This is a genomic window from Bacteroides sp. AM07-18 (genome assembly GCF_003602695.1).
Lineage (GTDB): Bacteria > Bacteroidota > Bacteroidia > Bacteroidales > Bacteroidaceae > Bacteroides > Bacteroides uniformis.
In genome coordinates this window covers 63991-87137 of the sequence record NZ_QTLM01000015.1, presented here as the reverse complement: position 1 = coordinate 87137, position 23147 = coordinate 63991, and the positions used below count along the sequence as shown (strand labels likewise).

At 48.4% G+C, this 23147-nt stretch carries 15 protein-coding genes and 3 tRNA genes; 16 read left to right on the top strand and 2 right to left on the bottom strand.

The genetic code is table 11. The annotated features are described in order from the left end of the window. Window positions 1-37: 37 nt before the first annotated feature. The 9 genes from recQ to DW096_RS15675 all read left to right on the top strand — a co-directional run bounded on the left by recQ (window position 38) and on the right by DW096_RS15675 (window position 13057). Window positions 38-2221 (top strand): DNA helicase RecQ, encoded by a 2184-nt coding sequence (gene recQ / locus DW096_RS15715; RefSeq protein ID WP_005829559.1) that lies wholly within the window; start codon window positions 38-40, stop codon window positions 2219-2221. A 103-nt stretch (window positions 2222-2324) separates the two neighbouring features. Next, window positions 2325-3800, top strand: coding sequence for an IMP dehydrogenase (guaB, locus tag DW096_RS15710; protein ID WP_005829561.1), 1476 nt, complete (start codon window positions 2325-2327; stop codon window positions 3798-3800). Between the two features lie 89 nt (window positions 3801-3889). Continuing rightward, complete coding sequence (locus DW096_RS15705) at window positions 3890-5452, top strand: peptidylprolyl isomerase (RefSeq protein ID WP_016274451.1); 1563 nt, start codon at window positions 3890-3892, stop codon at window positions 5450-5452. A 57-nt stretch (window positions 5453-5509) separates the two neighbouring features. Beyond that, window positions 5510-6358: a peptidylprolyl isomerase gene (locus tag DW096_RS15700; RefSeq protein WP_117703912.1), complete on the top strand. Its 849-nt coding sequence runs from the start codon at window positions 5510-5512 to the stop codon at window positions 6356-6358. 10 nt (window positions 6359-6368) lie between these two features. After that, a complete protein-coding gene (locus DW096_RS15695) occupies window positions 6369-7736 on the top strand; it encodes a peptidylprolyl isomerase (RefSeq protein WP_005829568.1) in 1368 nt (455 codons plus the stop codon). 25 nt (window positions 7737-7761) lie between these two features. After that, window positions 7762-9483 (top strand): OstA-like protein, encoded by a 1722-nt coding sequence (locus tag DW096_RS15690; RefSeq protein ID WP_044468068.1) that lies wholly within the window; start codon window positions 7762-7764, stop codon window positions 9481-9483. A 4-nt stretch (window positions 9484-9487) separates the two neighbouring features. After that, the gene (locus DW096_RS15685; RefSeq protein WP_016274449.1) at window positions 9488-9778 is read left to right on the top strand and encodes a hypothetical protein; all 291 of its coding nucleotides are present in this window, start codon (window positions 9488-9490) and stop codon (window positions 9776-9778) included. Window positions 9779-9817: 39 nt separating this feature from the next. Next, window positions 9818-11734, top strand: a complete 1917-nt coding sequence (gene mutL / locus DW096_RS15680) for a DNA mismatch repair endonuclease MutL (protein WP_118931035.1) — start codon at window positions 9818-9820, stop codon at window positions 11732-11734. A 129-nt stretch (window positions 11735-11863) separates the two neighbouring features. Then, window positions 11864-13057 carry an OmpA family protein gene (locus DW096_RS15675; protein ID WP_035458168.1) on the top strand — a complete coding sequence of 398 codons (1194 nt, stop codon included), beginning with the start codon at window positions 11864-11866 and terminating at the stop codon, window positions 13055-13057. 156 nt (window positions 13058-13213) lie between these two features. On the opposite strand, the gene trpS is transcribed toward DW096_RS15675, so the two are convergent. Then, the gene (trpS, locus tag DW096_RS15670) at window positions 13214-14308 is read right to left on the bottom strand and encodes a tryptophan--tRNA ligase (protein ID WP_005829577.1); all 1095 of its coding nucleotides are present in this window, start codon (window positions 14306-14308) and stop codon (window positions 13214-13216) included. Window positions 14309-14382: 74 nt separating this feature from the next. Next, complete coding sequence (locus DW096_RS15665; RefSeq protein WP_118931034.1) at window positions 14383-15027, bottom strand: HU family DNA-binding protein; 645 nt, start codon at window positions 15025-15027, stop codon at window positions 14383-14385. Between the two features lie 641 nt (window positions 15028-15668). Here DW096_RS15665 and carB point away from each other — a divergent pair. The 7 genes from carB (at window position 15669) to DW096_RS15620 (ending at window position 23127) form a co-directional block, all read left to right on the top strand. Continuing rightward, on the top strand, window positions 15669-18896 hold the full coding sequence (carB, locus tag DW096_RS15650; RefSeq protein ID WP_005833447.1) for a carbamoyl-phosphate synthase (glutamine-hydrolyzing) large subunit: 3228 nt from the start codon (window positions 15669-15671) through the stop codon (window positions 18894-18896). 128 nt (window positions 18897-19024) lie between these two features. After that, window positions 19025-19585, top strand: coding sequence for a sugar O-acetyltransferase (locus DW096_RS15645; protein WP_016274434.1), 561 nt, complete (start codon window positions 19025-19027; stop codon window positions 19583-19585). A gap of 130 nt (window positions 19586-19715) precedes the next feature. Continuing rightward, window positions 19716-19790 (top strand) — tRNA-Val (locus DW096_RS15640). 31 nt (window positions 19791-19821) lie between these two features. Continuing rightward, window positions 19822-19896, top strand: a tRNA-Val gene (locus tag DW096_RS15635). A gap of 31 nt (window positions 19897-19927) precedes the next feature. Further along, window positions 19928-20002, top strand: a tRNA-Val gene (locus tag DW096_RS15630). A 157-nt stretch (window positions 20003-20159) separates the two neighbouring features. After that, on the top strand, window positions 20160-21506 hold the full coding sequence (gene purB / locus DW096_RS15625) for an adenylosuccinate lyase (RefSeq protein WP_005829591.1): 1347 nt from the start codon (window positions 20160-20162) through the stop codon (window positions 21504-21506). Between the two features lie 136 nt (window positions 21507-21642). After that, window positions 21643-23127: a pseudouridine synthase gene (locus DW096_RS15620; protein WP_120028811.1), complete on the top strand. Its 1485-nt coding sequence runs from the start codon at window positions 21643-21645 to the stop codon at window positions 23125-23127. The last annotated feature ends 20 nt before the right edge of the window (window positions 23128-23147 follow it).

Sequence of the window (23147 nt, the reverse complement as noted above, 5' to 3'; positions counted from 1 at the left end):
TTAAAAGTTAACTCAATAAACAACAACCTAATGAATCATGGCAGGGAAGAAGATTAATTTGATAGACCAGCTGAAGAAATACTTCGGGTTCGATACATTTAAAGGAAATCAGGAAGCAATCATAGAGAATCTGTTGGCGGGTAATGATACATTCGTGTTGATGCCTACCGGTGGTGGAAAATCTTTGTGCTACCAACTGCCGTCCTTGTTGATGGAGGGCACGGGTATCGTGATTTCTCCTCTGATTGCCTTGATGAAGAATCAGGTCGATGCGATGCGTAACTTCAGCGAAGAGGATGGGATAGCCCACTTCATCAATTCTTCCCTAAACAAGAGCGCGATAGACCAGGTCCGGTCCGACATACTCAGTGGTAAGACAAAGCTGTTGTATGTAGCTCCGGAATCACTGACGAAGGAAGAGAATGTGGAGTTTCTGAAAACGGTGAAGATTTCGTTCTATGCCGTGGACGAAGCCCATTGTATTTCTGAATGGGGTCATGACTTCCGTCCTGAGTATCGCCGCATCCGTCCCATTATCAATGAAATAGGAAAAGCCCCTCTGATAGCGTTGACTGCGACGGCTACACCGAAAGTGCAGCATGACATCCAGAAGAATCTGGGTATGGTGGATGCGCAGGTGTTCAAGTCATCGTTCAACCGCCCGAATCTCTATTATGAGGTACGCCCCAAGACTGCAAATGTAGACCGGGACATCATCAAGTTCATTAAGAACAATCCCGAAAAGTCAGGCATTATCTATTGCCTGAGCCGGAAGAAAGTGGAGGAACTTGCTGAAATCCTGCAGGCAAACGGAATCAATGCCCGTGCCTATCATGCCGGAATGGATTCGGCTACACGAACACAGAACCAGGATGATTTCCTGATGGAAAAAATTGATGTGATTGTAGCTACCATTGCTTTTGGTATGGGTATTGACAAACCGGATGTGCGTTATGTTATCCATTATGATATTCCCAAAAGTCTGGAAGGATATTACCAGGAGACCGGACGTGCCGGAAGAGATGGAGGAGAAGGGCAGTGTATTACTTTCTATACCAATAAAGACTTGCAGAAGCTCGAGAAGTTTATGCAAGGCAAACCTGTAGCAGAGCAGGAAATTGGCAAGCAGCTTCTGCTGGAGACTGCTGCGTATGCCGAATCTTCCGTATGCCGCCGAAAAGCATTGCTTCATTACTTCGGCGAAGAATATATAGAAGAAAATTGTGGTAATTGTGACAATTGTTTAAATCCGAAAAAACAAGTGGAAGCTCAAGAATTATTGTGTACCGTGATTGAAGCTATTCTCGCGGTGAAAGAAAATTTTAAAGCGGACTATATTATAGACATAATACAAGGTAAGGAAACTTCAGAAGTGCAGGCGCATCTGCATGAAGATCTCGAAGTGTTCGGCTCTGGTATGGGCGAAGAAGACAAAACGTGGAATGCTGTGATCCGTCAGGCACTTATTGCCGGTTACCTGAGTAAGGATGTCGAAAACTATGGCTTGCTGAAAGTGACAGATGACGGTAAGAAGTTCCTTAAACATCCCAAATCATTCAAAATAGTGGAAGACAATGACTTTGAGGATGTGGAAGAGGAAGCACCTGCACGTGGAGGCGGTGCGTGTGCGGTAGACCCGGCATTGTACTCCATGTTGAAGGACTTACGAAAGAAGTTGTCCAAGAAGTTGGAAGTGCCTCCTTATGTCATTTTCCAAGACCCGTCTTTGGAAGCGATGGCGACCATATATCCGGTGACTTTGGACGAGTTGCAGAACATACCGGGTGTAGGAGCCGGAAAGGCAAAACGCTACGGCGAGGAATTCTGTAAACTCATTAAGCGGCACTGTGAGGAGAATGAGATTGAACGTCCCGAGGACTTGCGTGTGCGTACTGTGGCCAATAAGTCAAAAATGAAGGTGGCCATCATTCAGGCCATTGACCGTAAGGTGGCATTGGATGACATTGCCATGTCAAAGGGCATTGAGTTTGAAGAGCTGCTGGATGAGATAGAAGCTATCGTCTACTCCGGAACGAAATTGAATATCGACTATTTCTTGGAGGATATTATGGATGAAGACCACTTGCTGGATATCTATGATTATTTCAAGGAATCTACCACTGATAAGATTGACGATGCTCTGGATGAGTTGGGTGATGACTTTACGGAAGAAGAGGTACGTTTGGTACGCATCAAGTTTATTTCAGAGATGGCAAACTGATTGGTTTTAGTTGATAAAAAAGAAAAAAAATGTTGCGTGCAAGTATACGGAATGGAATAAAAACCGTATATTTGCACGCAATAAATTTTAAACGCATAGCCCTATGTCATTTATTGCTGATAAGATTGTAATGGATGGATTAACTTATGACGACGTACTGTTAATCCCCGCTTATTCTGAAGTCTTGCCCAAAACAGTCGAACTCTCGACTAAGTTTTCACGAAACATTGAGTTAAAAATCCCGTTTGTAACTGCTGCCATGGATACGGTTACCGAAGCGAAGATGGCTATTGCCATTGCCCGCGAAGGTGGTATCGGAGTTATTCATAAGAATATGTCCATTGAGGAGCAGGCACGTCAGGTAGCTATTGTGAAGCGTGCCGAAAACGGTATGATTTATGACCCGGTGACTATCAAGAGAGGTTCTACGGTAGCTGATGCGCTGGCTTTGATGGCTGAATACAAGATTGGTGGTATTCCGGTGGTAGATGATGAAAGATATTTGGTAGGCATTGTTACCAATCGTGACCTTCGTTTTGAGAAAGATATGAATAAGCGTATCGATGAGGTAATGACTAAGGAGAACATCATTACTACCAATCCTACGACGGATATGGAGGCTGTTTCTCAAATTCTGCAAGAACATAGAATCGAGAAGTTGCCGGTAGTAGATAAAGACAACAAATTGGTAGGTCTGATTACCTATAAGGATATTACCAAGGCAAAGGATAAACCTATGGCGTGCAAGGATAGCAAAGGTCGTCTGCGCGTTGCTGCCGGAGTGGGAGTGACGAATGACACTTTGGAGCGCATGCGGGCTTTGGTGGATGCAGGGGCGGATGCCATTGTCATTGATACGGCTCACGGACATTCCAAGGGGGTTATTGAAAAATTGAAAGAAGCCAAGGCTAACTTCCCTCATATTGATATTGTTGTTGGTAATATTGCTACCGGTGAAGCTGCGAAGGCATTGGTCGAGGCTGGTGCTGATGGAGTAAAGGTGGGCATCGGTCCGGGTTCCATCTGCACTACCCGTGTAGTTGCCGGTGTGGGTGTTCCTCAGTTGTCTGCGGTTTATGATGTGGCAAAGGCACTGAAGGGCACGGGTATTCCTTTGATTGCCGATGGCGGTTTGCGTTACTCGGGTGACGTAGTGAAGGCGTTGGCTGCCGGTGGTTACAGCGTGATGATCGGTTCGCTGGTTGCCGGAACGGAAGAGTCTCCGGGCGATACGATTATTTTCAACGGTCGTAAGTTCAAGTCCTATCGGGGTATGGGGTCGCTGGAAGCTATGGAAAATGGTTCCAAGGACCGCTACTTCCAAAGCGGTACCAGTGACGTGAAGAAATTGGTTCCAGAGGGCATTGCTGCCCGCGTTCCTTATAAAGGTACTTTGTATGAAGTTATTTATCAGTTGGTTGGCGGTCTGCGTGCCGGTATGGGCTATTGCGGTGCAGCCAATATAGAGAAACTGCACGATGCTAAGTTTACCCGCATTACTAATGCAGGTGTACTCGAAAGCCATCCGCATGATGTATCTATAACCAGTGAGGCACCGAACTATAGCCGTCCAGAGTAAGATAATAACAAAATAATAGTGAATGCCCGGAGAGAGATTGCCGCTTTCCGGGCATTTTGTTTATATTTGCAGCCGTATAAAAAGAACGGATGGTGCTTATGGTTAGATTGTTTTGGGTGTTTTTCTTCCTCGGGTTCGGATTGGCTGTTTCGGCCCAGGACGATCCGGTACTGATGCGTATCAATGGAAAGGAGGTCCTCCGTTCTGAATTCGAACGTAGCTATAATAAGGGCGGTACCTCTGTCGGTGCAGGCCGGAAGGCATTGGATGCATATGTGAATAAGTTTATAGACTTCAGGCTGAAAATAGAGGCTGCCGAAGTTGCGGGATTGGATACTTCCCGTGTCTTCCAGAAGGAGCAGGATGAGTATCGCCGCTGTCTGATTAAATCATACTTGACAGATGAGGAGACGGCAGAGCAGGAGGCACGGCAGTATTATGACAAGATGAAATCCGGCCGGCGTGCGGGCCGGGTATATGTGAAGCATATTTTTAAATATCTCCCCCAGAATATTTCCGGTCATACCTTACGTGAGATGGAGTCCAGGATGGATTCTATCTACAGGGCTCTTGCAAAGGAAGGGGGAGCTGTGCCGTCTTTCGATGCTTGCGTCGAGCAATTTTCCGATGAGAAGAAAGCATTTTGGGTGGGTTGGCTGCAGATGCCGGTGGAGTTTGAGGATATTGTATTCGGGTTGAATGCCGGAGAGATTTCCCGTCCGTTCCTCACTCCTCAAGGCATTCATATCGTGAAAGTACTCGAACAGCAGGAAATCCTTCCTTTTGAGAGGATGAAGGACAAGATAATCCGTTGTCAAACCCGTCGTCATGGAATGGATAAAGGAACGCGGGCTTTTGTGGATAAACTGAAGAAAGAATATCACTATATGCCGGATAAAGCCGGTATCGACGAACTGCTGGCCAAAGGAAGCACTTCTCGTGTATTGTTTACACTGGATGGCAAGGCATACGGTGGAAAAGAGTTTGCCGGATTTGCCGCTGTTTATCCGGCAGGGACGCGCAGACAGTTGGAGGCTTTTACAGTAAAAACGATTCTGGACTATGAAAACTCCCGTCTGGAATTGAAGCATCCCGAATTCTGTGCGTTGGTGCAGGGGCATCGTGACAGCATGTTGCTTGCCGAAATCACTGACCGTGAAGTGGGAAAGAGGAGTGTGGTGGATGAAGCGGGATTGAAAGCATATTTTGAGGCGCACCGTTCGGACTTCCATTGGGACGAACCGCGTTATAAGGGTATTGTGCTGCATTGTACTACCAAGCGGGTGGCGAAGCAAGTACGGAAATTTCTGAAACAGATTCCGGAAGAGGAGTGGATGGATGCCATCCGTCTCACCTTCAATGCCGGCGATACTCCCAAGGTGCAGGCAGAGCAAGGATTATTTGCCCCCGGTGATAATGCATATGTGGATGATTTGGTGTTCAAAGGGAAGGATGCAACCCCGGTTTTGTCATTTCCCTTTACTGCTGTACAAGGTCGTAAGCAGAAGGGACCGGATAGTTGGCAAGAGGTGCGAGAGCCGCTCGTAACCGCTTATCGGAACTATTTGGAAACGCATTGGGTGGCAAAGTTGCGTGCTGCCGGTAAGGTTGAAATTGACCAAGAGGTTTTAAAAACCGTTAATAATCACTGATGCAACCGATTAAAACACTATCTTCGTACCTCAAAACGAAGTAAATATCAGTTGGTGATGCGAACAACCTGCTTTGGGCTTTTAATTTTCCTTCTCTGTGCGGCGTGCAGCGAGCAGCACGACCATAAAGGGCGGACACCGTTAGTGGAGTTGGACGGCAATTTCCTTTACCGGGAAGATTTGCAATCGGTACTTCCTGCCGGTTTGTCCAAAGACGACAGTCTGTTGTTTGCAGAACATTATATCCGTAATTGGGTGGAAGATATTTTGCTGTACGATAAAGCGCAGAGCAATATTCCCAATAACGGTGAGATTGATAAACTTGTGGAGAATTATCGCAAAGCATTGATAATGCATACCTATCAGCAGGCTTTAATACATCAGCGGCTATCAGAGGAGATTTCAGAACAAGACTTGACGGAGTATTACGAGAAGAACCAGGCGCTCTTCAAGGTGGAACGTCCGTTGATGAAAGGCTTGTTCATCAAAGTTCCTTTGACAGCCCCGCAGCTGGGCAATGTCCGTCGCTGGTACAAGACGGAAACCCGTGAGGCGGTGGAACATCTGGAAAAGTACAGTCTGCAGAATGCTGTGAAGTATGAGTATTTTTATGATAAATGGGTGCCGGTATCGGAAGTGCTGGATATGCTGCCCTTGAAGGTTCCTAATGTGGACGAGTATCTGGACAAGAATCGCCATGTAGAGCTGAAGGATACGGCTTTCCATTATTTCCTGAATGTGAGCGATTATCGCCCGGTGGGAGAGCAGGAACCCTATGAGTTTGCCCGTAGGCAAGTGAAGGATATGCTGCTGAACGTGAAGCAGGTGGAATTCATGAAGCAAGTGAAGGATGATTTGTACCAACGGGCGGTGAAAAGAGACAAGATTAAATATTATTTAGAATAAGACACCAAGAATGAAACAGTGTATGAACTTTAAGTTTGTAATTTTATTTGCCTTGACGCTATTAGTCGGTTCTACCGTTTATGGACAAGACAACGTAATTGACGAGGTAGTGTGGGTAGTAGGTGACGAGGCTATACTGAAGTCCGAAGTGGAAGAAGCACGCATGAGTGCATTGTATGAAGGACGCAAATTTGACCGTGACCCTTATTGCGTGATACCGGAGGAGATAGCCGTGCAGAAGCTGTATCTTCACCAGGCTGCCCTCGACAGTATCGAAGTATCCGAGAGTGAGGTTATCCAGCGTGTGGACTATATGACGAACATGTACATCGCCAACATCGGTTCGCGCGAGAAAATGGAGGAATACTTCAACAAGACTTCCAGTCAGATTCGTGAAACGCTGCGCGAGAATGCCCGTGAAGGATTGAAGGTTCAGAAGATGCAGCAGAAACTGGTGGGTGAGATTAAGATAACTCCGGCTGAGGTGCGCCGTTACTTCAAGGATTTGCCGCAGGACAGCATTCCTTATATCCCTACCCAGGTGGAGGTGCAGATTATCACTCAGCAGCCTAAGGTTCCTTTGGAGGAAATAGAAGATGTAAAGAGGCGTCTGCGTGAGTATACCGACCGTGTCAATAAGGGCGAAAGCTTTTCCATGTTGGCTCGTCTGTACTCCGAGGACCGTGGCTCGGCCATGCGTGGCGGTGAAATAGAGTTTTCGGGACGCGGTATGCTGGACCCCGCTTATGCCAATGTAGCTTTCAACTTACAAGACCCCAGCAAGGTTTCCAAGATTGTAGAGTCTGAATATGGTTTCCATATCATTCAGTTGATAGAGAAGCGCGGTGACCGTATTAAAACGCGCCACATTCTGTTGAAACCGCATATTCCGGAAGAAGCTCTGGCTGCCGGTTGTGCCCGTTTGGATTCTATTGCCGATGATATCCGCAATAACAAGTTCTCTTTTGAAGAGGCTGCCTCAGTGCTTTCGCAGGATAAGGATACGCGTAACAATCATGGTTTGTTGCCGAATCCCAATACGAATACTTCCCGTTTTGAGATGCAGGAACTTCCCCCTGAAATAGCCAAGGTGGTGGATAAGATGAAAGTGGGCGAAATCTCCGAAGCCTTCACCATGATTCCGCAAAAGACCGGAAAAGAAGAGTGTGTGATTGTGAAACTGAAGAGCCGTACGACGGGACACAAGGCTACCATTGCCGATGACTATCAGAACTTGAAAGAGATTGTGTTGGAGAAACGCCGCGACGAAGTGCTGGACAAGTGGATTCGTGAGAAGCAGAAGCACACGTATGTCCGTATCAAGGATAATTGGAAGAATAACTGTACGTTCAAGTATCCGGGCTGGATCAAAGAATAATCCGGAAGGATTTACATGGATTTGTATGCAAAAGAAGAATACAAAAAATCATTTCCTGAACAAGCATAGATACCTCCTGGTAGGCATTCTATGCTTGTTTGGCATCTGTCTGCTGAGTGCGCAGGACAAAAAGAAGAGTACTGGTGCACCGGAGAAGAGGAAAGTGGACTCGATTGAACAGAAAAAGACGGAGACGTCGGAAAAGAAGAAGACGCGCGTCGATTTGTTGTACGCAGATGAGGCGCAGGCAGACAAACAGTTGCGTCCTGATGTGCAGGTACTCATCGGTTCGGTGAGGATGAAGCATGACAGTATGTACATGTTCTGTGATAGTGCGCTGATATTCGAAAAGATAAATTCTGTGGAGGCATTCGGCAATGTGCGTATGGAGCAGGGCGACACCTTGTTCATCTATGGAGACTATCTGTATTATGACGGCATGTCGCAGCTGGCCATGCTGCGTGAGAATGTACGTATGATAAATCGTAATACGGTGCTGACAACCGACAGTTTGAACTATGACCGTCTGTACGATTTGGGTTATTACTTCGAAGGCGGTACGCTGACCGACGAGGATAATGTGCTGACTTCCGAGTGGGGAGAATATAGCCCTGCCACCAAGTTGGCTGTCTTCAACCACGACGTGAAGCTGGTCAACCCGAAGTTTGTCTTGACTTCGGATACCTTGAAGTATAGTACAGCTACCAAGATTGCTACCATTCTAGGTCCCTCCGATATTGTGAGTGACCAGAATCATATCTATTCCGAACGTGGCGTGTACAATACGACTACTGAGCAGGCAGAGCTGCTCGACCGTTCCGTACTGACCAACGACGGCAAGAAACTGACCGGTGACAGCCTTTTCTACGACCGCATCTTGGGATACGGCGAGGCTTTTGACAATGTACAGATGAATGATACGGTCAACCGGAACATGTTGACCGGCGATTACTGTTTCTACAACGAACTGACCGGAAGCGCCGTTGCCACCAAACGTGCCGTAGCTATCGACTATTCGCAGGGCGACAGTCTGTTTATGCACGGTGATACTTTGCGGCTGATTACCTACCATATGAATACCGATTCCATGTACCGGGAGATGCGTGCCTATCATAAGGTGCGTGCTTATCGCACGGATGTGCAGGCCGTATGCGATTCGTTGGTGTATAATTCCAAGGACTCTTGCATGACGATGTATACCGACCCTATCTTGTGGCACGGGGAACAGCAGTTGCTGGGTGAGGAAATTAAAATTTACATGAACGACAGTACCATCGACTGGGCACATATCATCAACCAGGCCTTGACGGTAGAGAAGAAGGACAGTATTCATTATAACCAAGTTTCCGGTAAGGAGATGAAAGCTTTCTTTATAGATGGAGACATGCGTCTGGTGGAGGTGAACGGCAATGTACTGGTGGTGTATTATCCGGTAGAGGAGAAGGACAGTTCGCTGATTATGATGAACTATTCGGAAGGCGGACTTTTGAAAATGTACTTGAAGGAGAGAAGGATGGAGCGCGGAGTCTTTGTTGGAAAGACTACCGGTACAGCCTATCCTCTGGACCAGATTCCACCAGATAAGAGCAAGCTGCCTTCTTTTGTCTGGTTCGACTACATCCGTCCGCTCAACAAGGAGGACATCTTCGAGTGGAGGGCTAAAAAAGCAGGTGAAGTATTGAAGAAAAGTGACCGGAAACCTGTAACTTCGCCAAGGAATATGCATATTAAACGAAATAATAAGTAGCGTCATGGGAATGTTTGCAATGCGGAAGCCTCGTGGCTTCAATCATAGCTATATCTATGTGGATGAGCGGAAAGAGAAGTTGGCGAAGATGGAAGAAAACGCCAAGCGTGACCTGGGTATGCTGCCGGAAAAGGAATTCTCGCCCGAGGATATACGGGGCAAATTCATAGAAGGAACAACTCACCTGAAGCGGCGTAAGGAGAGCGGACGTAAGCCGATGCATTTGGGCATAATCCTTGTTGTCATGGCTGTGTTGATTTATCTGTGGTATGCCATCAGTAACGGAATCATTTAATAATGATTAATCATTAATCCCTAATCATTAAACATTATCATGAGCGATATCATTCATTTGCTGCCCGATTCGGTTGCCAATCAGATTGCTGCCGGAGAGGTGATTCAGCGTCCGGCATCTGTTGTGAAAGAATTGGTGGAAAATGCAATTGATGCCGAAGCAGGGGAAATACATGTGCTGATTACCGATGCGGGCAAGACCTGCATTCAGGTGATTGATGACGGGAAGGGTATGTCCGAAACGGATGCGCGCCTTTCTTTTGAACGTCATGCGACTTCAAAGATACGCGAGGCTGCCGATTTGTTTGCCCTACGCACCATGGGCTTCCGTGGAGAGGCGTTGGCTTCTATAGCAGCGGTAGCTGAAGTGGAGTTGAAAACACGTCCGGTCAGCGAGGAGCTGGGGACGCGGCTGCTGATTGCCGGCTCTAAAGTCGAGAGCCAGGAAGCCGTTTCCTGCCCTAAGGGAAGCAATTTTTCCATCAAGAACCTATTCTTCAATATTCCTGCCCGGCGCAAATTCCTGAAAGCGAACTCTACGGAGTTGAGCAACATCCTTACGGAATTCGAGCGTATAGCGTTGGTGCATCCTGAGGTAGCCTTCTATCTGTATAGTAATGATACGGAATTGTTCAATCTTCCGGTAATGCCTTTGCGGCAACGCATCATGGCAGTCTTCGGAAAGAAGCTGAATCAGCAGTTGCTGTCCGTCGACGTCAATACGACCATGATAAAGATTTCCGGTTTTGTAGCCAAGCCGGAAACGTCGCGCAAGAAAGGAGCGCACCAATACTTTTTTGTGAACGGGCGCTATATGCGTCACCCCTATTTCCACAAAGCGGTGATGGATGCTTATGAACAGCTGATTCCTGCCGGTGAGCAAATCTCCTACTTTATTTATTTCGAGGTAGACCCTGCCAATATCGATGTGAACATCCATCCGACGAAGACGGAGATTAAGTTCGAGAATGAGCAGGCTATCTGGCAGATTCTGTCGGCTGCGGTCAAGGAATCCTTAGGTAAGTTTAGCGCTATACCTACTATCGATTTTGATACCGAGGACATGCCGGATATTCCTGCATTCGAGCAGGCTCGTCCGATAGAGCCTCCGAAGGTACACTATAACACGGATTTCAATCCCTTCAAGACGTCTTCCGCTTCTTCCTATGGAGGTGGTGGCAATTATTCGCGTCCCAAAGTGGAGTGGGAGGGGCTTTATTCCGGTTTGGAAAAAGCCAGCAGGATGAACGAGCCGATGGAGGAAGAACCTTTTGCAGAGGATGCGGTTACCGGTACGGCTCCAAGAGAGGAGGAGAGGGTTCCTTATTTCCAGGAAACGGTTCCTTCCGGGGCAAGCGCCTCTTTCTATGGCAATGAGGCAACGGTAGAGAAAGGAGCGCAACACTTCCAGTTCAAGGGGCGTTTTATTCTGACTTCCGTTAAATCGGGTCTGATGCTGATAGACCAGCATCGGGCGCATGTCCGGGTATTGTTCGACCGCTATATGAGTCAGATTCGACAGAAACAAGGGGTATCGCAGGGGGTATTGTTTCCGGAGATTATCCAGTTGCCGGCTTCGGAAGCTGCCGTGCTGGACGGTATATTGGAAGATTTGTCGGCAGTAGGCTTCGATTTGAGCCCGCTGGGTGGCGGTAGCTATGCCATCAACGGCATACCTTCGGGCATAGAGGGGTTGAACCCGGTGGAATTGGTCCGGAATATGGTACATACTGCTATGGAAAAAGGGAATGACGTTAAGGAAGAGGTGCAGACAATTCTTGCATCGACCTTGGCACGTGCTGCGGCCATCGTCTATGGACAAGTGCTGAGCAACGAGGAAATGTCCAATCTCGTGGACAATCTGTTTGCATGCCCATCCCCGAATTATACTCCGGACGGAAAGACGGTGCTGGCGACCATTAAAGAAGACGACATAGAAAAGCTTTTCTCCAAATAAGGAAGAGTACTTTCTTTTGCATCAAGGCAAAAAAAGTACAAATATTCAGAACCTTTTAGTTCTGTTGGCGTTAATTAGACAGTTTGAATGATAAAGAGTTTAATTAACCACTTAACTATTTTAAGGTATATGAAAAAGATTCTAATGTTACTGGCTTTAGCTGGTGTGTCTTCTGTTGCCATGGCGCAGCAAAAGACTGAAGTTGTGGAAGAATTTGGTGTTATCCAGGTTCAGGATAAATATCAGGTAATCACTAATCCGTTCTGGAGTAATTGGTTTTTCTCTATAGGCGGTGGTGCCGAAGCAACTTTTGGAGATAATGATAAGGCAGGAAGTTTTGGCAAGCGTATCAGTCCGACGCTGAATTTTGCCATCGGCAAATGGTTCACCCCGGGACTGGGAGTACGTCTGCAATATAGCGGCCTTCAGGCAAGAGGATATACGTATGATGCAGGTGCTGACTACGTGAAAGGCACTCAGATGGATGACGGCTACTACAAACAGCGTTTCGACTATATGAATCTGCACGGAGATGTGATGTTCAATCTGAATGCGCTGTTTGGAGGATACAACCAGCACCGTGTGTATGAAATCATTCCTTATGTAGGTGCGGGGTTCACTCACAACTACACAAAGCCTCATCGCGAAGCTTTGTCCGTAAACGCAGGTATCATCAACCGCTTCCGTATTTCGAATGCGATAGATATTAACCTGGAGCTGAGCGCAATGGGCGTTGAAGACAAGTTCGATGGCGAAGTTGGCGGCGATCATGGATATGATGGCGTGCTGAGTGCAACGGTGGGGTTGACATACCGTTTCCCCGCCCGTGGATTCCGTCGCCCGATGCCCCAGTTGATTTCTCAGGTAGAGCTGGCTGCCATGCAGGCGCAGCTTGCAGAGATGGGAGCTGCCAACCAACAGTTGCAGAATGCACTGGTTGCCGCACAGAACCAGCCGGTGGCCGAAGTTACAGAAACGGAAGTGATTGTTCCCGATCCGGACATTGCACCGCGTACTGTATTCTTCAAGATTGGCTCTGCAGAAGTTTCTCCGCGTGAAGCAATGAACTTGTCTTATCTGGCAGATCAGATGAAGCAATTCCCGAACGCCACTTACACTGTAAACGGATATGCAGACTCTGCAACCGGTACGCCGGCATTCAACAAAGAGTTGAGTTTGAAGCGTGCACAAGCCGTGGTTGATGTATTGGTAAAACAATACGGAATCCCTGCTGACCGCCTGAAGGTAGATGCCGGTGGTGGTGTCGATAAGTTCGGACAGCCGATTCTGAACCGTGTGGTATTGGTGAAATCTGCCAATTAGAAAGCTACGAGCTACAAGCTACAAGGAGTTACGAGTTATAGAAATGAGAAGGGGCATGCGTTATTATGACGCATGCCCCTCATTTTTTGTAACCAGTAACTTGTAACAGGTAGCTCCTTGTAACTCGTAACTTCTGTAACTCGTATCTCCTATCCCTTATTCTCCGCCGAATTTCTTTACTTGCTCTGCAATCAGTTCCGCATCATCAAAGTAGTTTATCTTCATAGCCTTGCGTACATCGTCCAAGGTTGCGGCAGCGGTTTCCCTGGCAGTTTCGCAACCTTTCTTCAGCATGTCGTAGATGGCGGGGATGTCTTTTTCAAACTCCTTGCGGCGGTTGCGGATAGGCTCCAGTGTCTCCTGCATAATTTCGTTGAGGAACTTCTTCACTTTCATGTCGCCCAGACCGCCACGTTGGTAGTGGGCTTTCAGTTCGTCCAGATTCGGATATTCGGGCAGATAAAGGCCGAAGTGTTCCGGACGGCAAAAGGCATCCAGGTAAGTGAATACGGTGTTGCCTTCCAATTTTCCGGGGTCTTGCACACGCAGGTGGTCGGGGTCGGTATACATGCTCTTCACCTTCTTCTGCACCTCGTCGGCAGAGTCCGAAAGATAGATACAGTTGCCGAGGCTCTTGCTCATCTTGGCTTTGCCGTCCGTTCCCGGCAGGCGCAGGCAGGCTGCATTGTCGGGCAACAGGATTTCCGGTTCCACGAGGGTTTCACCATATATATAGTTGAAACGGCGTACGATTTCACGAGCTTGTTCAATCATCGGCTCCTGGTCTTCGCCCACGGGCACGGTAGTGGCGCGGAAGGCGGTAATGTCCGCTGCCTGGCTGATGGGGTAGGTGAAGAAACCTACGGGGATGCTTGTCTCGAAATTACGCATCTGGATTTCGGTCTTTACCGTCGGGTTGCGTTGCAGGCGGCTCACGGTCACCAGGTCCATGTAGTAGAAGGTCAGCTCGCAGAGTTCCGGTATCTGGGATTGGATGAAGATGGTGCTCTTCGTCGGGTCCAGTCCGCACGCCAGGTAGTCCAGTGCCACCTCGATGACGTTCTGGCGCACCTTTTCCGGATTCTCCATATTGTCCGTCAGCGCTTGTGCGTCGGCGATGAAGATGAAAATCTTGTCGTACAAGCCGGAGTTTTGCAATTCCACTCTTCTTCTCAATGAGCCTACATAGTGTCCTATGTGCAGGCGTCCTGTGGGGCGGTCGCCCGTAAGGATGATTTTTTCTTTTGCCATATTATGTATTTTTTAGTTTCTTCATTGTATAAAAGCCATTAGGACCGGCAAAGATACCTATAATTATCGAAACCTCAAGGGATGACGCTTTCTTTCCTTTTCACGTATACCTTATGGCTTCCGATGCCGCTTGTATCGATTCCGCTGCCGGGAGTATGTGCCCATTTGCGCAGTTCCACGGTGGCGGTGGAGCGGACGAGTCCGGTCAGTTGCCGGTAGATGCTGACAGTAAGGAAGGCATGCTTGTCCAGATACTGATGCGCCAGAGCCAGACGTTGTTCGGGAGTGTATTTCTTCGATGAGCGTGCGGGTTTCCAGGAGGCACGTTCCAGTTCGCACCAATGGTTGGTTTCTCTAATCAAGGCCTTGTCTGTGCGGAAGTTCACGCCACTTACGTAGATGCTCCGCGCGTTTCGCTTCGTGGTGCTTTCTTGGGGCTGTTCGCGTTCCTTGTCGGGGTAGATGGACAGTGCGGGGGTGAATACGCCCAATCCTTCTATCTTCACCGAGCGTCCCATTCCCATTTCGTGGGCCAGGGCTTCGCCCAACTCGCAGATGATTCCTTCGGTTACGCCTTTCGAGAATCCCGAGGTCATGGCGATGTATTCCGCCAGTTCGCGCGTGCTGGTCTGTCCGGTCATCACCATCTTGGGGTAGGTGATCGGTTCGCCCGTGCCTTGCAAGTCGGGCATTTCTTTCATTTGGTAGCGTGTGGTCATTGTTGCGTTCTCCTTTCTTTTCTTTCCTTCGTTGCAAAGTCCTTTTCCCTGCGGAGCAAAGTTCTTTTGGTGGCGGAGAAATCTTAGAATAAAGCCTTTATTCCAAGGAATAGAAATTTTATTTTTAAGAATAAAGGCTTTGTTTGTAGAAACAGAATCCTTGTTCTATTTTTGTATAGGCACAAAGGTAAGTTTCCGTGGCGAGAAAAGCAAGTTTTGGTGGGGAGAATCTTCATATTTATCTGCAAATGCCTTTACTGAGATATAGTCTTTCTTTTTTATATGGAATCGCATTTTTCGGAAAAAGATTTCGGTTGTGGGCGACGGCCGCTCTTCTATTATGGAGGATGACGTTTCTTTTATGCAAAAAAATATGCCACAATTTGCTCTTTTCGTAAATAAGTCGTTACTTTGCACAAATTTTAAAGAGACTATGCAATCGCAGGAAATGAGAAGCAAATATAACCTCCGTTCGAATGAATTTCATTCGGGAGCCGTCAGTTTCTCTTTTTTCGAGAAAGATATTTTTAGTTCTTTGGTAATGCGTTAATCCTTTATTGGGTGACGCATTTTTTTTGTGAAATAGCTACAACTCGTAGTTCGTAGCTTGTAACTCGTAACTTAATAGACAACAAGAGAATATGGAAAAGAATTTAAAGAAAGTGCTTGTCTTGGGTTCTGGTGCGCTCAAGATTGGTCAGGCCGGAGAGTTTGACTATTCCGGTTCGCAGGCGCTGAAGGCGTTGCGCGAAGAAGGTATCGGTTCTGTTTTGGTAAACCCGAACATTGCTACTATCCAGACATCGGAAGGTATCGCCGATCAAGTTTATTTCTTGCCGGTAACTCCTTATTTCGTGGAAGAAATCATCAAGAAAGAACGTCCCGACGGCATTTTGCTGGCATTCGGCGGACAGACGGCGCTGAACTGCGGTACGGAACTCTACCAGAACGGAATTCTTCAGAAATATGGCGTGCGCGTGCTGGGTACTTCCGTTGAGGCGATTATGTACACCGAAGACCGTGACCTCTTTGTGAAGAAGCTGGACGAGATTCCGATGAAGACTCCGAAGAGCCACGCTGTGGAGAGCATGGAAGACGCACTGAAGGCAGCCCGCGAGATTGGCTACCCCGTGATGGTGCGCTCGGCTTATGCTCTGGGTGGACTGGGAAGCGGTATTTGTCCGGACGAGGAAGCCTTCATTAAATTGGCCGAAAGCTCTTTCACTTTCTCCAAGCAGATTCTGGTAGAAGAGTCTCTGAAGGGTTGGAAGGAAATTGAATTCGAGGTAATCCGCGATGCCAACGACCACTGCTTCACGGTGGCAAGCATGGAAAACTTCGACCCGCTGGGCATCCATACGGGTGAGTCCATCGTAGTGGCTCCCACTTGCTCATTGACCGACGAGCAGGTGAAAATGTTGCAGGAGCTTTCCACCAAATGTATCCGCCACCTGGGCATCGTGGGCGAATGTAACATCCAGTATGCGTTCAACGCCGAGACAAACGACTATCGTGTCATCGAGGTGAACGCCCGTCTGTCCCGTTCTTCCGCATTGGCTTCCAAGGCTACCGGTTATCCGCTGGCATTCGTGGCTGCCAAGATTGCGTTGGGCTATACGCTCGACCAAATCGGCGAGATGGGAACTCCCAACTCGGCATATGCAGCTCCGCAGCTTGACTACCTGATTTGCAAGATTCCGCGTTGGGACTTGACAAAGTTCGTAGGTGTCAGCCGCGAAATTGGCTCCAGCATGAAGTCGGTAGGCGAAATCATGTCTATCGGACGTTCCTTTGAAGAAATTATCCAGAAGGGCTTGCGTATGATTGGTCAGGGAATGCACGGATTCGTGGGCAATGAGGGAGTGGAGTTCGATGACTTGGATTACGAACTGTCACATCCCACCGACCTGCGCGTCTTTGCCATTGCCGAGGCTCTGGAAAAGGGATATGCCATCGACCGCATCTTTGAGCTGACCAAGATTGACCCCTGGTTCTTGGGCAAGCTGAAGAACATCGTAGACTACAAGCAGAAACTTTCCCAATATAATAAGGTGGAAGACATCCCCGCCGACGTGCTGCGCGAAGCCAAAGTGCTTGGCTTCTCCGACTTCCAGATTGCCCGCTTCGTGCTGAATCCGCAAGGCAATATGGAGAAGGAAAACCTCGCCGTACGTGCCCGTCGTAAGGAGCTGGGCATCCTGCCTGCCGTGAAGCGCATTAATACGGTGGCTTCCGAACATCCGGAACTGACGAACTACCTCTACATGACGTACGCCGTTCAAGGTTACGATGTGAACTATTACAAGAATGAAAAATCAGTGGTTGTACTTGGTTCGGGCGCTTACCGCATCGGTTCGTCCGTAGAGTTTGACTGGTGCTCGGTGAACGCCATCCAGACGGCTCGCAAGCTGGGCTACAAGTCCATCATGATTAACTATAATCCCGAAACTGTTTCTACGGACTACGACATGTGCGACCGTCTGTACTTCGACGAACTCTCTTTCGAGCGCGTACTCGACGTTATCGACTTGGAGCAGCCGCGCGGTGTCATCGTCTCAGTGGGTGGACAGATACCGAACAACCTGGCAATGAAGCTTCACCGCCAGTCAGTTCCCGTGTTGGGTACTTCCCCCATCTCCATCGACCGTGCCGAAAACCGTAACAAGTTCTCTGCCATGCTCGACCAGCTGGGCATCGACCAACCGGCTTGGCAGGAACTCACTAGCCTGGAAGATGTGAAAGGCTTTGTAGAGAAGGTGGGTTATCCGGTACTGGTGCGTCCGTCTTACGTACTCTCCGGTGCTGCGATGAATGTATGCTACGATGAAGAAGAACTGGAAAACTTCTTGAAGATGGCTGCTGAGGTATCTAAGGAATATCCGGTGGTGGTATCCCAGTTCTTGCAGAACACCAAGGAAATCGAGTTCGACGCTGTTGCCCAAAACGGTGAAGTGGTGGAATACGCCATCTCCGAGCACGTAGAGTTTGCCGGTGTACACTCCGGTGACGCTACGCTGGTATTCCCTGCACAGAAGATTTACTTTGCAACGGCACGCCGCATCAAGAAAATCAGCCGCCAGATTGCGAAGGAACTCAATATTTCCGGTCCTTTCAATATCCAGTTCCTGGCACGCAACAACGAGGTGAAGGTTATCGAGTGTAACCTCCGTGCATCGCGCAGCTTCCCGTTCGTATCCAAGGTGCTGAAGCGTAACTTCATCGAGACTGCTACCCGTATCATGCTGGACGCTCCCTATACACAACCGGACAAGTCGGCATTCGACATCGACCGTATCGGTGTGAAGGCAAGCCAGTTCTCCTTCTCCCGTCTGCACAAGGCAGACCCGGTATTGGGTGTGGACATGTCGTCTACGGGCGAGGTAGGCTGTATTGGCGACGACTTCTCCGAAGCATTGCTGAATGCCATGATTGCTACCGGATTCAGAATCCCCCGTCCCGAGAAGGGCGTGATGTTCTCCTCCGGAGCCATGAAGTCCAAGGTGGATTTGCTGGATGCCAGCCGCATGCTCTTTGCCAAAGGCTATAAGATTTATGCTACGGCAGGTACAGCCGCTTTCCTCAACGCCCATGGCGTGACGACGGAAGCCGTTTACTGGCCGGATGAACGCCCGGATGCGGAAAACAACGTGATGACGATGATTGCCGACCATGCCTTCGACCTGATTGTCAACATTCCGAAGAACCATACGAAACGCGAGCTGACCAATGGCTACAAGATTCGTCGCGGTGCCATCGACCACAACATTCCGTTGATTACCAATGCCCGCCTGGCAAGTGCCTTTATCGAGGCATTCTGCGAAATGAAGCTGGAAGATATCCAGATTAAGAGCTGGCAGGAGTACAAATAAATTGTTTGCTCTATAAACGATTGCAGGAGCGGAAAGCCGAAAGGTTTTCCGCTCTTTTGGTATACTGCGTTTATTTCCGTATTTTTGTTCGGGACTGAGTCTCTGTATGAATCAAAAGAAGAAATAATATGAATGAAGTGGAAAAAATGCGTAGCTCCCAGTTGGCGGATATGTCCGTTCCGGAGATACAGGTGAAGTTCGAGCATGCCAAGCGCTTGCTGGCAAAAATGCGTGTGATGAGTACTTACGATGAGGATTACCGGAGCTTGCTGGAGGAGCTGGTACCGGGCATTCCCGCCACGTCCGTCATCTGTCCACCGTTCCATTGCGACCATGGGGATGGTATCCGGCTGGGTGAACATGTCTTTGTCAATGCCAATTGCACTTTCCTGGACGGGGGATATATCACGATTGGTGCCCATACGTTGGTCGGTCCATGCGTACAGATATACACTCCCCATCATCCGATGGATTATATCGAGCGTCGTACGGAAAAGGAATATGCCTATCCGGTGACGATAGGAGAGGATTGCTGGATTGGCGGCGGTGCCATTCTGTGCCCGGGCGTCACCATCGGCGACCGTTGTATCATCGGTGCGGGTAGTGTGGTGACGAAAGATATTCCATCCGATAGCATAGCCGTTGGCAATCCGGCAAAGGTTATCCGGAAAAATGAGGCAAAAAAGTGAACGTACTAAATGCTTGAGAAACAGAGCGTGTCGCTAAATGACTAAAAAAATATCGAAAAATATTATGCAAAAGTTTTGGTAATGTCAAAATAAGCTGTACCTTTGCATCGCTTTTGAAACGGAAGTGTACGGGCGTTTAGCTCAGCTGGTTCAGAGCATCTGCCTTACAAGCAGAGGGTCGGCGGTTCGAATCCGTCAACGCCCACACAAAATCCAAGCACTTTCGTTCATCAAAAGGGCGTTTAGCTCAGCTGGTTCAGAGCATCTGCCTTACAAGCAGAGGGTCGGCGGTTCGAATCCGTCAACGCCCACACAAAATCCAAGCACTTTCGTTCATCAAAAGGGCGTTTAGCTCAGCTGGTTCAGAGCATCTGCCTTACAAGCAGAGGGTCGGCGGTTCGAATCCGTCAACGCCCACTGGAAATTTTCATTCGAAGGTGGTCTTGCAAGTGATTGTAAGGCCATTTTTTTATCCGTTAACTTCCTTTTCTTAAAATCTTTATCCTTTATGTCTTGTTACTCAGAAAAAAGCAGTAATTTTGCAGTCCGATAATTATCATCATAAATACGACGTATGAAACTTGATTTACTTACCGCAATCTCTCCGATTGACGGTCGATACAGAGGCAAAACGGATGTTTTGGCTGCCTATTTTTCAGAATTTGCACTGATTAAATACCGTGTACAAGTTGAAATAGAATACTTTATCACGCTGTGTGAGCTGCCTTTGCCGCAACTGAAAGGGGTGGATAAGGGCGTTTTCGAAACCTTGAGAAACATTTACCGTAACTTCTCCGAAGCCGACGCGCAACGCATCAAGGATATTGAGAGCGTGACGAACCATGATGTGAAGGCTGTGGAGTATTTCTTAAAAGAAGAGTTTGACAAGTTGGGTGGTATGGACGACTATAAGGAGTTCATCCATTTTGGCCTGACTTCACAAGATATCAACAATACGTCTGTTCCTTTGTCTGTAAAGGAGGCGTTGGAGCAGGTGTACTATCCTCAAATAGAGGAACTGATAGCGCAGCTCCGTGCTTATGCGGAAGAGTGGGCCGCTATCCCCATGCTTGCCAAGACACACGGACAACCGGCTTCGCCTACCCGTTTGGGCAAGGAGGTAATGGTGTTTGTCTACCGTCTGGAACGCCAGTTGGCAACGCTGAAGGCTTGTCCGGTGACAGCAAAGTTCGGTGGCGCTACGGGTAATTACAATGCCCATCATGTGGCTTATCCGGAATATGACTGGAAGGCATTCGGCAATAAGTTCGTTTCCGAAAAGCTTGGCTTGGAACGCGAGGAGTATACTACCCAGATATCCAATTACGATAATCTGTCTGCCATCTTTGATGCCATGAAGCGCATCAATACGGTGATGATTGATATGAACCGTGACTTCTGGCAATATATCTCTATGGAATATTTCAAGCAGAAGATTAAAGCCGGTGAGGTGGGCTCCAGCGCGATGCCGCACAAGGTGAACCCGATTGACTTTGAAAATGCGGAAGGAAACCTGGGCATGGCGAATGCTATTCTTGAGCACTTGGCGGTAAAACTGCCGGTTTCCCGTTTGCAGCGTGACTTGACGGACTCTACCGTGCTCCGCAATGTGGGTATGCCGTTCGGGCATATCATTATTGCCATACAAAGTTCTTTGAAGGGTTTGCGTAAGTTGCTGTTGAACGAACCGGCCATCTACCGTGACCTGGACAATTGCTGGAGCGTGGTGGCCGAGGCTATCCAGACCATTCTGCGCCGCGAGGCCTATCCGCATCCTTATGAAGCGTTGAAAGCGTTGACCCGTACCAATCAGGCCATTACGGAAGCGTCTATCAAGGAATTTATAGAGGGACTGAATGTAAGTGAAGAGATAAAGAAAGAATTGCGGGTGATTACCCCCCATACTTATACGGGAATTTAAGCAACCACAGAAGTGTACCGGAGGAATTTCAACTTTTTACTCCGGCAATTGTTATAGAAACATATAAAATTCAAGGTATAATAGAGACAATGAATGGCCGTGAGGCCAAGGTTTAATTTTATTCGAATAAAAAACAATGAGTACAGAAAACGAAACTTGGCGTGATGCTTCTTCCGCAGAGGAGAACTCAGGTGCCGGCCGCGATGGTAACCAATTTAACAAGGAAGGTGGCTACAGCCGTCCGTCTTACAACCGTGATAATGGCGACCGTCCTTATCGCCCCAGATTTAACAGTGAAAACGGGGACCGCCCGCAGCGTCCTTATAACAGTGACCGCCCTTATCGCCCGCGCTTTAATCCTGGTGCGGACAATGGTGACCGTCCGCAGCGTCCTCGTTACAATAACGATAATGGCGACCGTCCCTATCGTCCGCGCTATAACAGCGAAGGCGGCGACCGTCCGCAACCCTCTTATGGAAACAATTCGGGTGACCGTCCTTACCGTCCGCGCTATAACAGCGAAGGTGGCGACCGTCCGCAACGCCCTTATAATAGTGACCGTCCGCAGCGCCCGCGTTATGGCAATGAGGGTGGTGACCGTCCGCAACGTCCTTATAACGGCGACCGCTCCTACAACAGCGACCGTTCTTATAATACGGACCGTCCCTATCGTCCGCGCTACAACAGCGAAGATGGCGACCGTCCGCAGCGTCCTCGCTACAATAATGAGGGTGGTGACCGTCCTTATCGTCCACGCTTCAATTCGGGTGGTGGAAGACCTGGCGGATACGGCAACAGAGACAGCTATAGCCGTCCTATCCGTCGTTCGGCCGATTATGACCCCAATGCTAAGTACAGCAAGAAGAAACAGATAGAGTATAAGGAACAGTTTGTAGACCCGAACGAGCCTATCCGTCTGAACAAATTCTTGGCCAACGCCGGTGTTTGCTCCCGTCGCGAGGCTGATGAATTCATCACTGCCGGAGTCGTTTCTGTAAACGGAGAGGTGGTAACGGAATTGGGAACCAAGATTAAGCGTGGCGATGAAGTGAAGTTCCACGACCAGACGGTCAGCATCGAACGTAAGATTTACGTCCTGCTGAACAAGCCGAAAGATACAGTGACTACTTCGGATGATCCCCAGGCACGTCGCACGGTGATGGATTTGGTGAAGGGCGCATGCGACGAACGTATTTATCCGGTAGGTCGTCTGGACCGCAATACTACAGGTGTATTGCTGCTGACAAACGATGGTGACCTGGCTTCCAAGCTGACGCATCCCAAGTATCTGAAGAAGAAGATATATCATGTGCATTTGGACAAGAACCTGACAAAAGCCGATATGGAGCAGATTGCAGCCGGTATTCAACTGGATGACGGGGAAATCCATGCAGATGCCATCAGCTATACGGATGACTTCAAGAAAGATGATGTCGGTATTGAAATCCACTCCGGCAAGAACCGTATCGTGCGTCGTATCTTCGAATCGCTGGGATACAAGGTGATGAAACTGGACCGTGTGTATTTTGCCGGTTTAACCAAGAAAGGCCTGCGCCGCGGCGAATGGCGTTACCTCACGGAACAAGAGGTGAACTTCCTGCGCATGGGTTCTTTTGAGTAATATATAATAAGGTATAATAA